We start from the raw sequence: 13,173 nt of genomic DNA, 5'->3' as shown, positions 1-13,173 counted from the left end.
GCTGATAATGTTTAAAACTCTTTTACGTTTAAAAGGTTAATATTCCTTATTTTTCGGGCGTTTAAAGCACCATCATTATTCATGACTTATCGTAATATTCTAGCCGTAGCTTCAGTAGCCACTTTATTATTCTTTTCTTGTTCAAATTCTAAAAAACCCGCTGTGCTTGCTGAGCCTAGTAAAGAGCGGACAGTAGAAGATGACAAGGCCGACAGCTTGCTATTGGTTTACAACCCTGCCAAGGGCGATAAATGGATTGCCGACTTTGTACAAAATTTACATAAAAAATATGGGTTCAATGGCAATATGTTGGTTGCAAAAGACGGCAAGATTTTATATGAAAAAGCAATCGGATGGGCTGATTACTTACACCGCGACAGCTTAAAAATCAATTCTGAGTTTGAACTGGCTTCCATCACTAAAACATTTACCGGAACGGCGATTTTGCAATTGATTGAACAGGGGAAATTAAAACTGACAGATGATGTCAAGAAATTTTATCCGAACTTCCCATATGAGGGGATCAATGTTAAATTGCTCCTTACCCACCGCAGCGGAATGATGAACTATGTTTACTTTACCGATGGCATCTGGAAGGACAAGAAAAAACCAATGAGCAACAATGATGTGATGAATCTGATTGCCGAATATAAGCCTAACCGCTATACCAAGCCAGACACTCGTTTTCATTACAACAACTCCAACTATATGGTATTGGCTGCCATCATCGAAAAGGTGACCGGCAAACCTTACGCGGACTATATGATGGAACATATTTTCAAACCCGCAGGAATGAAAAATACACATGTTTACTCCACCACTGTTTATCCTAAAATCCCTGTTGATGTGGTAGGTCATGATCGTACCTGGAAGTATTCTGTTGTACAGAACTTTCTGGATGGACCAGTTGGCGACAAAGGAATTTACAGCACGCTACATGATTTAGTATTGTACGACAAAGCCTTGAAAAACGGGCGCTTACTTACAAAACCGAGCTTGGATTCTGCATATCAAGGACATAACAAACCAATCAATGGCCATTTCAATTACGGTTACGGATGGAGAATGTTTGATGGTGAGCAAGGAAGAAAAGTAGTTTACCATACTGGATGGTGGCACGGTTTCAGACACATCTATGTACGTGATGTGCAAAAAAACATTGTGGTTATCTTCCTGGGCAACCTAACCAATGGCAGTTTAATGCACTTAGACGAACTTTATAAACATCTTGGTATGCCAATTATTAGAAAAGGAGCCTACTCGGGTACAGGATCACTACCTGGCAGTGACGAAGATTAAATGCTGAATTAAGAAATTTTATCTAAAGCAATGCCTCGGCTTCTTTTGGCGAGGTATGTTTTTAAAAGACTATTTTCCGGGAGCTCCAACTGTGGATCTCCCGCGAGGATATCAATTACAGTAGATCTTGCCTCCTGTAAAATCAATTGATCTGTTGCCAGATTGGCCAATTTCAATTCCAATACACCACTTTGCTGCGTACCAGTAAGGTCTCCTGGACCGCGCAATTGCAAATCAATCTCAGAAATTTCAAAGCCATTATTGGTCTTCACCATCGTATCTAATCGAAGACGACCATCTGCACCTAGCTTATTGCCGGACATCAGAATGCAAAAAGACTGTTCTGCACCCCTGCCCACACGTCCACGTAACTGGTGGAGTTGCGACAAACCAAAACGTTCCGCATTTTCTATAATCATGATCGATGCATTTGGCACATTTACGCCTACTTCAATCACGGTAGTTGCGACCATGATTTGACTTTTACCGTCAATAAACTGTTGCATCTCGAACTGCTTCTCCGCATTCTTCATCTGCCCATGAACAATACTTATTTGAAAATCCGGTCGGGGAAATTGATAGCTCATTTGCTCTATTCCTGCTTCCAAATTCAGAAGATCCAGTTTCTCACTTTCCTTGATCAACGGATATACCACATATACCTGGCGGCCTTTAGCGATCTCCTCCCGCATAAAACCAAACATCCGTAACCGTTGACCTTCCACAAAATGACGGGTTTCAATTGGCTTTCTTCCTACCGGCAATTCATCTATTGAAGAAACATCAAGATCTCCATATAAAGTCATGGCCAATGTGCGTGGAATAGGTGTTGCCGTCATCACCAGAATATGAGGGGGAATGGCATTTTTACGCCAAAGTTTGGCCCTTTGTTCCACCCCAAAACGATGTTGCTCATCAATCACCACTAAAGCCAAATTTTTAAACACCACCTTATCTTCAATCAGCGCATGTGTCCCTACCAGAATATCAATCTCTCCGGCTTCCAGTTCTTCATGCAATTTTGTACGTTGCTTTTTGGTGGTACTCCCAGTAAGGATTCCTATTTTGGCCAGGCGGCCATCTAAAAGCGAAGTGATAGATTCATAATGCTGACGTGCCAGAATCTCTGTAGGCGCCATCATACAGGCTTGGAACCCATTGTCCTTAGCCAACAACATGCTCATCAGCGCGACCACTGTTTTCCCACTTCCTACATCACCTTGTACGAGGCGGTTCATCTGAACACCACGTTGCGTATCCGTCCTGATTTCTTTAATTACCCGCTTCTGAGCCCCTGTTAATTCGAACGGCAAGATTTCCTTATAAAAGGTATTTACACTCTCTCCTACAGTGTTAAACGGATGCCCTTTAAACTTCCACTCTCTGATTTGTTTATTGTGCAACAGCTGAAGTTGTATATAAAAAAGCTCTTCGAATTTCAATCTGCGTTCCGCGCCTTTTAACGCTTTGACATCCCTTGGAAAATGGATACTCAGAATCGCTTCTTTTTTAGTCACCATTTGATACTTATCCAGAATATAGGCTGGCAGACTTTCCTTCACCTCGGCGAGGTTCTGCTCGATCACCAGGGTCTGGAGTTTCTGAATTCCTTTACTATCCAGGAAGAATTTTTTTAGCTTTTCTGTAGAGTTGTATACCGGCTGTAGCCTAAGGTTTCCGGTGATGGTGGCTGGCCTTGGGTAATTTTCCAATTCCGGATGGGAGATGCTAAAACCTCCATTAAAAGCGGTTGGCTTCCCGAAAACGATATATACTTTACCACGTTGCACATTCTCGTCTACATATTTCAGACTTTGAAACCAGACCAGCTCAATAGAACCTGTTTCATCGGTAAGACGGGCAACAATTCTCTTTTTATGCTTCTCTCCAATCTGTTCTTTACCAGTAATCCGACCCAATACCTGTACGTAGGGCAATTCGCTATTCAGCTCATTTACCTTATAGAAGCGGGTTCGGTCGATGTAACGGAAAGGAAAATAATTCAGCAAGTGATCGTAGGTGAAAATACGCAGCTCCTTTTGCAGGAGTTCCGCACGTTTCGGCCCTACGCCTTTAAGATATTCTATGGTGGTATCTAAACTGGAAGCAAACAAAGGTTAAATATTTTTTTTCCTAAAGGTAAGGATATCTTTAATGATGCTCCAATTAAATACGATAACAGAGACCAGCAGTAGAAAATAAGCCAATAGTTTATTGGAATCTACTTGTTCATTAAAATAGAAGATCGCGACGTTAAAAGCGATAATTGGGTTCACATAAATGATGATCCCTAAGGTGGAAGAAGGAATTCCGATCAGCGCATACAGGCTGAGGAAAAGAGGGATGATGGTAAAGAATACTGCGACCACAATGATATTACCCCAGAACCAGGCAGAATCAGGAACCCCGCCATGTTGAAAAAGATAAAAAGGCAGCATCAGGATTACGGCAAGGCCAATCTGTGTGGCCAATACATTGAGCTTATCCAGGTTTTGCATTTTCCGCTGAATGATCAGGTAGAAAGCATAGAGCGAGGCAATGCTCACAGACCACATGACTTCCACAAATGAGCCCTTGGCCAGCAGGATGATACTCCCTAAAGCAATGGCCAGGGAGATCAGTTTTAACCGCGATAAATGTTCTTTAAGGAGCACAAATCCGCCAAACGCAGTAATCAATGGGCAAACCATATAAGCAAAGGCTGCCGATTGAAGACTGACATTATTTACTGCATAAATATAAGTGTACCAGTTTGAGGTGAGCAGGACGGTCGAGGCTGCGATTTGCAAGGCTACCGTACGTTTGTCCTTTCTGCTTAAACCGGACAGGTAATCCAGGTCTTTTTTAATTTGCTTTTTCCTAAAAACCAATATCGCGATCCATAGAAAAACCAGGGAGGTAAAGATCCTGTAATAAAGAATTTCCTGCGAAGGGAAAGCCTTTAAGTTTCTCAAAGGAATGGAGAAAAAACCCCAGATAGCGAAAGATAGGATGCCAGCAAAGAAGAACCTGAGATTAGATTTCCCCAAAACTTATCCTTTAGAAGCGATGATAGAAATTTCTACGTTAACGCCTTTAGGCAAGCCTTTCACGGCAACAGTTTCACGTGCTGGAAAGTTGCTTTTGCTATCAAAATAAGAACCATATACTTCGTTCACTTCATTAAACAAAGCCATATCGGTTAAGAATATAGTGGTTTTAATGACATCACCGAATGTATAAGATGCTTCCAATAATACGGCCTTAATATTTCTCATCACCTGGTGAGTTTCTTCAGCGATCGAAGTCATGGTTAATTCACCATTTTGTGGATTGATTGCGATCTGGCCTGATAAGAATAAGAACCCATTTGCTTTTACAGCCTGGCTGTAAGGTCCAATTGGAGCTGGTGCATCGTCAGTATTGAATATTTGCTTCATAATTATATAGGTTTATTTTGTTCTAAAAAAGCCAGCTGATCAGCTTATAGAGCAGTCCAGCTACAAAAACAGCAATTGCAACGGCGTTAATGACGTGCATGATTTTAAGGTTGATATTGGTTGGTCGATTCGGATCTTTTTTTCTAAATAGATACATACGTCCACAAATGTAGGCATAAAAAAAAGAGAGCTTCAAAAATGAAGCCCTCTTTTTTTTAATATTTACTTGGAGATAATTAGTCTCTAGCAGTTTCTACACGACGGTTTTGGATACGACCTTCTTCAGTATCGTTAGAAGCGATTGGATTTGCTTCACCATGACCTTTAGTAACAACTTGTTTAGCACTAACACCAGAGTTAACTAAGTAAGTTTTTACAGAGTTAGCTCTATCTTTAGATAATTTTAAGTTGTAAGCAGCAGTACCTTCGCTTGAAGCATAACCGTTAACAGTTACTTTACCACCACCATCACGCAATACAGAAGATAATTTATCTAAAGTAGGGTATGAATCAGTTTTAAGAACTGAAGAGTTAAATTCAAATTGGATTCTTTCGAAACCAGTTACATTGCTAGCATCAACTACAGCAACTTCTACTTTAGGTAGAGGACAGCCTGAACCGTCAACTGCAACTCCTGCTGGAGTACCTGGACATTTATCGAATTGATCAGCAACACCGTCACCATCAGAATCTTTTTTCAAATCTTCAACAGATTTTTCAACGTTAGATACACGAGTTTTTAAAGCTTCAACTTCTTGACGTAATGAAGGATCTTTCAATTCATCATACATTAACGCTAATGGGTTAACCCAGTCAAGGTTTGGTTTAGATTTAGAACCTAGAGAGAATTCTAGACCTGCATATCCGTAAGAGAATTTATCTTTAGTAGTTGCTTTAGCATATACTCCGTCAAAATTATCACCATCGATGAAGTGCATAGTGTAACCTAAGTTAAATGACACACGGTCAGATACTTTAAATTTAACACCAGCTCCAACTGGGATATAAGCTTCTTTTACGAAGTCTTTATCACCGTCTTTACCGAATTTACCTTTGTTGTCTTGACCGTCAACGATTGGGTTGTAAGCAACTAAACCGTAACCAGCAGTTACGAAGAAGTTTACTGAGTTCTCACGACGTAAGAAATCTACAGTTGCAACGTTAACAACACCTCTTAAGTCAACAGCATATTGCATTTCAGTTTCGAAACCTTTGATGTTCGAAGGTAAAGCACCTGCAACTTGTTTGTTTGTACCAGAAACTTTTCCGCGGAAAATGTTACCTTCTAAACCGAATGCATGACCTAGTTGTTTTCTTACAGATAAACCGTAACCTAAGTTTACATCAGCACGGTTAAAATCATTAGTACCACCGATAGCTAAGAATGGAGATAAAACACCACCGTTAACACCAATAGACCATGATCTGTACTGAGATCTTCCACCAAATACCTTGGCTGAAGAAGAAGTAGCTGGAGCATCTTGTGCATTAGCAAGAGTCGTCGCTCCCATTAATGCTACGAAAGAGACTGCAACACCCTTTTTTAAAGTAGAATAATTCATAATTTTCTTTTTTAAGGTTAAACAAATTAATTGTATAATTTTTTGCGTAGCAAAACTAAACAATTTTTTAAATTCCCACAATAGATATACAAACTCCGTTCCAAAGTTTCCAGACATGACTAATCGGGTAAATCTAAAGCTGCTATAACCTGATGTTTTTCCAAATAAGAATATACAAATGAGCAGATCGTTTTGTTTTAAAAAAATTAAACACGCTGTAAAACAACGAAATAAACAACTTTAACCACACAAAAAACGTCTTTATCCCTAAAAATAAGGACAAAGTGTAAAAAACACACCACTTTAAAATTAATGGCATAAAACGCTCCAGTTTTGACAAAAACTGTCCTGTCCCTACTTGCTGTCCAAGTCCTTTTTTCAATACAATTCCCTACATTTGCTTTTCAAAGCAAAACCAGCTGTCCAACCCTCATCCAGCAAATTCATGGCAATTCCGAAAATTATACATCAAACCTTCAAATCTTCAAAATTACCGCTATTAACCCGATGGCATATTGCAAGATTTAGAAAGAAGAACCCTGAATATCTTTATGAGTTCTATGATGATCAAAGAATAGAAAACTTCCTTTTGAAGGAGTTTGGGCAGGATCTACTTCAGAAGTATCATCGATTAAATATAGGTGCTGCTAAGGCAGACTTCTTTCGATATGCGGTTTTATTAAAAAAAGGCGGGGTCTATATAGACATCGACAGCGCCATCAATGGAAAGCTGGATGATTTTATCAAACCTGATGACGCTGCCATCATTTCGCGCGAAAAGAATCCCTCACTATATGTACAATGGGCATTAATATTTGAACCAGGCCATCCCTTCCTTCAAAAAACCATTGACCTCGTTTGCGAAAACATTGATCATGATACTTATCCTCATGATGTACATCAGATGACTGGCCCTACTGTATATACAAAAGCCATTATTGAATCATTAAAAGAAGACCCCACCATAAAGTACAGAACACTTGGTGTAGACTATGATGGTCATCTGAAATTTAAATATCTGTTTAGTAAATTCTCCTTATATAAGGATGGAGAACATTGGAAAAAAATGCAGTTAACGAAGCCCGTTCTTCGCCCGAAACAGGGTTAAATTCCTGAAAACACCTTCCCAGGAATTATATTACCTTTGTCCTATTAGAAGATCATAAAAGAAACTATGAAAGTTGCCGGTTTTACATTTATTAGAAATGCAGTGATTAATGACTATACAATAGTAGAAGCCATTAACTCAATCCTTCCTATTTGCGATGAATTTGTTGTTGCCGTTGGGAACTGTGAAGACGGTACAAGAAGGCTCATAGAAGAAATAAAATCTCCAAAAATAAAAATCATCGATACCGTCTGGGACGACAACCTGAGGGCGGGTGGACGCGTTTTCGCCTTAGAAACTGACAAAGCATTCGCAGCCATCTCTAAGGATGTAGATTGGGCATTTTACATTCAGGGTGACGAATGTGTCCATGAGGATGATTTACCCCTGATCCGGAAAGAAATGGAAGACAATCTGCAAAACAAACAGATAGAAGGTCTTTTATTTAATTACCGCCACTTTTATGGGTCATATGATTACATCGCAGAATCCAGAAGATGGTATAGAAGAGAAGTTCGGATTGTCAGAAGAAATCTCTCAGTACAATCTTATAGAGATGCACAGGGATTTCGCATTGATGGAAGGAAGATAAAAGTCAAACTAATAGATGCCTACATCAATCATTATGGCTGGGTAAAACCACCTTTTGGCCTGCTGAGAAAAAAACAGAATTTCAATACTTTCTATGATGAAAATGCAACAACAGAAGTGATTCCGGAAACCGCTTCTTTTGATTATGGAAATGCAGATCGATTAATTCATTTCACAGGCACACACCCTGCGGTTATGCAGAACCGCATAAATACGGTCAACTGGAAATTTGATTTTGACCCTACTAAAGCACATAAAAAACTTAGTCTCCGCAGGAGAGTTCTAGAAAAGATATACTTGCTAACCGGCCTCCGCCTAATGGAATACAAAAACTATAAAAGGATCAAATAATCCGAGTTAATCATATTGGCTAACAAACCGATACAAATTGAAGTCATCTGAACTAAAAGCTTCAGCGATTCTTTGCTGAAGTTCAACCTTTCCTACATTCCGCATTCTATGCTCCTGAATCAGCCTGAAAGCCTTTTCTGTATATAGAAATATTTTCCTGGAATGATCTCCCTGTCCGGCCGCATTTATCCAACTTAAGAGCTCATCAATCCCTTCAGCTTTATCTGCTACAGTCTTAAATACAGGAATAACAGGTTTACGCTGACGCAGCATTTTCGTTAGATTATTAGCAAAACCTGAAGCACCTTCCCGATCCGCTTTATTGACCACAAAGGCATCTCCGATTTCCATCAAGCCTGATTTTATGTGCTGGATTTCATCTCCGGCCTCTGGCACTAAAACAACAATTGTTAAATCAGCTAACCCAGCTATTTCTATTTCAGACTGGCCAACGCCAACCGTCTCCACAATTACGTAGTCAAAATCCGAAGCCCTCAAAACATCCACCATCTCAATAATCCTGGCAGACAAGCCACCCACAGAGCCCCGCGTTGCTACTGATCGTATAAAAACACCTGGCTTATTAAAATGAGCGGACATCCTGATCCTATCACCTAACAATGAGCCTAAATTAAAAGGGGAAGTTGGATCTACTGCTAATACCGCGACTTTCTTCCCTTGAAGGACAAGCTTATCGATTAAAGCATTTACCAAAGTGCTTTTCCCTGCACCAGGAGGTCCGGTGATGCCCAAGACAGGTGTGCTCACATTACTTTGAATGATGCTCAACAATTCCTTACTTCCCTCAAGATCATTTTCCACCATGGTTAATACCCGGGCTAAAGAAAGGAAATCGCCCTTCTTAATCCCAGATAAGAATTGGCTTATGGTTTTCATTTGTTATTTTTTTGATGCAAATAAGCAGAATATTAATTCCTTAACAAAAGATTACATGAAATTAAATCTCCCTTAGGACTGCTTTCCAACAACCATAAATCAGGAGCATCCTGCCAAATAAAAACTTTTATATTAAACAATTAAATCATGTATTTTTGCAGATTAGTTATAGAATCAATATTTGAATGCAAAATAAATCCATATCCGTTGCTTTATTAATTTCTACTTATAACTGGCCGGAAGCACTGGAACTGGTTTTGGCCAGTGTAGTCAGACAAACAAGAATGCCAGATGAGATCATTATCGCTGACGACGGATCTAAAGAAGAAACCAGACAACTCATAGAAAAGTTCAAAACCAGTTTCAATCTTCCAATCAAGCATATTTGGCATGAAGATAAAGGATTCAGAAAAAGCTTGATTTTAAATAAATCTGTTAAAAACATCGATTCAGAGTACATTATAGAAATTGACGGAGATATCATTATTCATCCTAAATTTATTGAAGACCACCTGAAAGCTGCGCAGCCGGGATATTTTGTTCAGGGCAGCAGGGCTATGATTACAGAAGAAAAATCTCAGGAGATCTTAGCGAGCAAAGACATCAACTTTTCGATATTCTCCTCTGGGTTATACAGCAAATTCAATGCTTTAAGATTTCCCCTTCTAAGTGGCATCTTTGTATTAGATCCATCAAATCCATTTCATATTAAAGGGTGTAATCTAGCCTTCTGGAAAAAAGATTATATTGCTGTTAATGGTTATTATAACAGTTTCGAAGGCTGGGGAGGTGAAGACTATGAGTTTGGAGCACGTTTATTACACGCAGGAATCAAAAGAAAGCGTTTGAAAATGGCAGCCCTTGCTTTCCATATATTTCACAAAATAAATTCCAGAGCCAATACCGTTCCCAATGATATTATTTACCGAAAAACACTAGCTGAAAAATCAACCACTAACAATGACGGCTATGCGCAAGTATAATGTTGATTACACCTTTTATTTAAATTTATAAATGAAGACTTACTTTAGATTACTGTCATTTGCGAAACCTATAGAAAAGTTCGCCATCCCATATGTTATTGCTACACTACTGGCTATATTTTTTAACACCTTTAACTTCACCCTCCTAGCCCCACTGCTAGACACGCTTTTTTTTGACAAGAATGCCTCTACAGGAGTTATGAAGGTTGCAGGACAATGGGACTTGCTTGCGCAATTTAAAAATTACATCAACCAAACCGTCATCACTCTTGGAAAGCCGGAAGCTTTAAAAATCGTATGTGCCGTAATTTTTGTCTCCGTGGTACTTGCCAATTTCTTCAGGTATTTGTCCCAGCGTTTCATGGAAGACCTTAGGGTTCATACTTTACTGAATCTCCGAAGAACGGTATTCAGCAATGTGATGAACCTTCATATCGGTTTTTTCAACAACGAGAAAAAGGGGGATATTATCTCAAAGGTTTCTTCGGATGTCCAAGTGGTCCAATTCACGGTTACCAATACCTTGCAGGTTGTTTTTAAAGAACCGGTACAATTACTTTTCTACGTTTTTGTGTTATTTAGCATATCGGTTAAACTAACTTTATTTTCATTGCTGGTGATCCCTGTATCAGGCTTTATTATCAGTAGAATTGTTAAACGTCTTAAAGAACAGGCTACTGCTGCGCATGAGTCATTCGCAAAAATGATCGGTTTCCTTGATGAGGCTTTAAGCGGAATCAAAATCATAAAAGCTTTTAACTCAACTGAAAGAATCAAAGATAAATTCGATGCTGAAAATCAATTCTATTCTAACCTGAATAGAAAAATGGTTAGAAGGCAACAGCTCGCCTCACCTGTCTCCCAAACGCTTGGAATTATGGTCGTGGTCATTATCGTATTATATGGTGGCGGATTGGTCATTAGTGGAAGTAAGGAGTTTACCGCTTCAGATTTCATCATGTATATCGCCGTGTTTTCACAGGTTATGCAGCCGGTAAAAGCCATCAGTGATTCCTTTAGCGGAATTCATTCCGGGATTTCTGCTGGAGAAAGAGTATTGGCCCTGATTGATACCAAACCAGAAATGGTTAATAAACCAGGCGCTATTGAACTAAAAGAATTCAATCATTCAGTTTCTTTTGAAAGGGTAAGCTTTAGTTACAAAGAGACGCCGGTATTAAAAGACATTACTTTAGAAATTCCTAAAGGAAAGACTGTTGCTCTGGTAGGACCTTCCGGAGGTGGAAAAAGTACCTTGATGGATCTGATTCCAAGATTTCATGACCCCAAATCCGGTGTAATCAAAATAGATGGGATAAACTATACTGACCTGACTGTGGAGAGCATTCGCGCTAAAATGGGTATAGTTAATCAGGAATCCTTTCTCTTTAATGATACCATATTTAATAACATCGCTTTTGCAAATCCGGAGGCTTCAGAGGCTGAAGTAGTTCATGCGGCTAAAATTGCTAATGCACATGAGTTCATCGTCCAAACAGCAGATGGTTACCAGACCTTTGTTGGAGATAGAGGTGGCCGTCTTTCTGGTGGACAGCGACAACGTATTTGTATTGCCAGAGCCGTATTGGCAAATCCACCAATCATGTTATTGGACGAGGCAACTTCTGCACTGGATACCGAATCCGAAAGACTGGTTCAGGATGCGCTCAACAAACTACTGAAAAATAGAACATCTATCGTCATTGCACACAGATTGAGTACCATTCAGAATGCTGATCTTATTGTTGTGATTGACAAAGGCGCTATTGTTGAACGCGGTAGTCATCAGGAATTAATACAACAAAAAGGTCTTTATAATAAACTGATCGAGTTACAAACATTTAATGATTAAGAATAAAAAAATGTCTCATTTGAAACCCATTGCCATATATCTTCCACAGTACCACACCATCCCGGAAAACGATGAGTGGTGGCAAAAAGGATTTACAGAATGGACCAATGTAAAAAAATCTAAGTCTTATTTCGCAGGGCATTATCAGCCACATGTCCCTGTAAATAAAGATTATTATGACTTGAGCGATAATAGCGTTTTGGAAAAACAAGCGGAGTTGGCCAAGTCCTATGGAATTGAGGGATTCTGCTTTTATCATTACTGGTTTAGCGGGCACTTGTTACTGGAGAAGCCCTTACATAATATGTTAGCTGCAGGTAAACCTGATATGCCATTCTGCTTATGTTGGGCTAATGAAAACTGGACTCGTACTTGGGATGGGCAGGACAAACAAGTATTAATTGAACAGCATTATTCTATTGAAGACGATAAAAAGCATATAGATTATCTCATGCCATTCTTCAAAGATGAGCGATATATTAAAATAGACAATAAACCTGTTTTTCTAATGTACCGCACAGAGCTTCATCCAGATATTAAGGCTGCGACAAAACTATGGCGTGATGAAGCTAAAAAAGCTGGCTTTGATGATCTTTATCTCATCAGGGTAGAAAACCATTTAAAAAATATTGACCCTGCAGAACATGGATTTGATGCCGCAATGGAGTTCGCTCCGGACTCAGGATTTAAAGGAAAGAAAGTTCAAAAGAACAACTACCCTAAATACCTGCTGCATAAGTTAATGCACAAAACAGGGATCAAGAAATCTGTTCATCATGAAAACGGCATTTATTCTTATGCCTCCATGGTAAATAGTTTGATCAATAAAGCAGAGAGACCATATAAATACTTTAGATGTGCTTTTCCTTCCTGGGATAACTCAGCAAGAAGAAAAATCCATGCAACAATTTACCTGGGCTCCGAACCAAAGCTTTTTGAAAAATGGATCAGGCACCTGGCAAAACATACCCGGGAAAAATTTCCTGAACAGGAGCAGTTGCTATTTATAAATGCCTGGAATGAGTGGGGAGAAGGTTGCCATTTGGAACCCGATGAAGAGTGGGGAACTCAATACCTTGAAGCCTTAAAAAAAGGAATAGAAGAATAAAAC

The 13,173-nt window shown here is 39.3% G+C and carries 12 protein-coding genes; 6 read left to right on the top strand and 6 right to left on the bottom strand.

Annotated features, from left to right (window positions below):
- The first annotated feature begins 81 nt into the window (after nt 1-81).
- Nucleotides 82-1,299, top strand: coding sequence for a serine hydrolase domain-containing protein (locus tag GM920_RS18980; RefSeq protein ID WP_182960433.1), 1,218 nt, complete (start codon nt 82-84; stop codon nt 1,297-1,299).
- Nucleotides 1,300-1,307: 8 nt separating this feature from the next.
- Here the strand turns inward: GM920_RS18980 and recG are convergent, their stop codons facing one another.
- The 5 genes from recG to GM920_RS18960 form a co-directional block, all read right to left on the bottom strand.
- Nucleotides 1,308-3,413, bottom strand: a complete 2,106-nt coding sequence (recG, locus tag GM920_RS18975; protein ID WP_182960432.1) for an ATP-dependent DNA helicase RecG — start codon at nt 3,411-3,413, stop codon at nt 1,308-1,310.
- A gap of 3 nt (nt 3,414-3,416) precedes the next feature.
- Entirely contained in the window at nt 3,417-4,328 is a 912-nt protein-coding gene (locus GM920_RS18970; protein ID WP_182960430.1) for an EamA family transporter, read from the bottom strand.
- A 3-nt stretch (nt 4,329-4,331) separates the two neighbouring features.
- Complete coding sequence (locus tag GM920_RS18965) at nt 4,332-4,718, bottom strand: RidA family protein (RefSeq protein WP_182960428.1); 387 nt, start codon at nt 4,716-4,718, stop codon at nt 4,332-4,334.
- Between the two features lie 22 nt (nt 4,719-4,740).
- A complete protein-coding gene (locus GM920_RS23940; RefSeq protein ID WP_316822084.1) occupies nt 4,741-4,875 on the bottom strand; it encodes a DUF6728 family protein in 135 nt (44 codons plus the stop codon).
- 79 nt (nt 4,876-4,954) lie between these two features.
- Nucleotides 4,955-6,280, bottom strand: a complete 1,326-nt coding sequence (locus GM920_RS18960; protein ID WP_182960832.1) for an OmpA family protein — start codon at nt 6,278-6,280, stop codon at nt 4,955-4,957.
- Nucleotides 6,281-6,725: 445 nt separating this feature from the next.
- On the opposite strand from GM920_RS18960, the gene GM920_RS18955 reads away from it, so the two are divergent.
- Nucleotides 6,726-7,388, top strand: a complete 663-nt coding sequence (locus GM920_RS18955) for a glycosyltransferase family 32 protein (RefSeq protein WP_182960426.1) — start codon at nt 6,726-6,728, stop codon at nt 7,386-7,388.
- 66 nt (nt 7,389-7,454) lie between these two features.
- The gene (locus tag GM920_RS18950; protein ID WP_182960424.1) at nt 7,455-8,330 is read left to right on the top strand and encodes a glycosyltransferase family protein; all 876 of its coding nucleotides are present in this window, start codon (nt 7,455-7,457) and stop codon (nt 8,328-8,330) included.
- A 6-nt stretch (nt 8,331-8,336) separates the two neighbouring features.
- On the opposite strand, the gene meaB is transcribed toward GM920_RS18950, so the two are convergent.
- A complete protein-coding gene (meaB, locus tag GM920_RS18945; RefSeq protein ID WP_182960422.1) occupies nt 8,337-9,227 on the bottom strand; it encodes a methylmalonyl Co-A mutase-associated GTPase MeaB in 891 nt (296 codons plus the stop codon).
- A gap of 185 nt (nt 9,228-9,412) precedes the next feature.
- Here meaB and GM920_RS18940 point away from each other — a divergent pair, with 185 nt between their 5' ends.
- Genes GM920_RS18940 through GM920_RS18930 form a run of 3 tightly spaced genes read left to right on the top strand, consistent with a single transcriptional unit; the run spans nt 9,413 to nt 13,170 of the window.
- Nucleotides 9,413-10,210, top strand: a complete 798-nt coding sequence (locus tag GM920_RS18940; RefSeq protein ID WP_182960420.1) for a glycosyltransferase family 2 protein — start codon at nt 9,413-9,415, stop codon at nt 10,208-10,210.
- A gap of 31 nt (nt 10,211-10,241) precedes the next feature.
- Nucleotides 10,242-12,062: an ABC transporter ATP-binding protein gene (locus tag GM920_RS18935; protein WP_182960418.1), complete on the top strand. Its 1,821-nt coding sequence runs from the start codon at nt 10,242-10,244 to the stop codon at nt 12,060-12,062.
- Nucleotides 12,055-13,170 (top strand): glycosyltransferase WbsX family protein, encoded by a 1,116-nt coding sequence (locus tag GM920_RS18930; protein ID WP_235964580.1) that lies wholly within the window; start codon nt 12,055-12,057, stop codon nt 13,168-13,170. The genes GM920_RS18935 and GM920_RS18930 overlap by 8 nt, the downstream gene beginning before the upstream one ends.
- Nucleotides 13,171-13,173 lie beyond the last annotated feature (3 nt).

It is taken from the genome of Pedobacter gandavensis (assembly GCF_014172405.1).
In the GTDB taxonomy this organism is placed as follows: domain Bacteria; phylum Bacteroidota; class Bacteroidia; order Sphingobacteriales; family Sphingobacteriaceae; genus Pedobacter; species Pedobacter gandavensis.
This window is presented reverse-complemented; position numbering and strand designations above follow the sequence as displayed.

Coding starts and splice junctions, on each gene's coding strand:
- meaB (WP_182960422.1), bottom strand. CDS start 9,227: ATGAAAACCATAAGCCAATTCTTATCTGGGATTAAGAAGGGCGATTTC.
- GM920_RS18935 (WP_182960418.1), top strand. CDS start 10,242: ATGAAGACTTACTTTAGATTACTGTCATTTGCGAAACCTATAGAAAAG.
- GM920_RS18960 (WP_182960832.1), bottom strand. CDS start 6,280: ATGAATTATTCTACTTTAAAAAAGGGTGTTGCAGTCTCTTTCGTAGCA.
- GM920_RS18940 (WP_182960420.1), top strand. CDS start 9,413: ATGCAAAATAAATCCATATCCGTTGCTTTATTAATTTCTACTTATAAC.
- GM920_RS23940 (WP_316822084.1), bottom strand. CDS start 4,875: ATGTATCTATTTAGAAAAAAAGATCCGAATCGACCAACCAATATCAAC.
- GM920_RS18930 (WP_235964580.1), top strand. CDS start 12,055: ATGATTAAGAATAAAAAAATGTCTCATTTGAAACCCATTGCCATATAT.
- GM920_RS18980 (WP_182960433.1), top strand. CDS start 82: ATGACTTATCGTAATATTCTAGCCGTAGCTTCAGTAGCCACTTTATTA.
- GM920_RS18965 (WP_182960428.1), bottom strand. CDS start 4,718: ATGAAGCAAATATTCAATACTGACGATGCACCAGCTCCAATTGGACCT.
- GM920_RS18955 (WP_182960426.1), top strand. CDS start 6,726: ATGGCAATTCCGAAAATTATACATCAAACCTTCAAATCTTCAAAATTA.
- GM920_RS18950 (WP_182960424.1), top strand. CDS start 7,455: ATGAAAGTTGCCGGTTTTACATTTATTAGAAATGCAGTGATTAATGAC.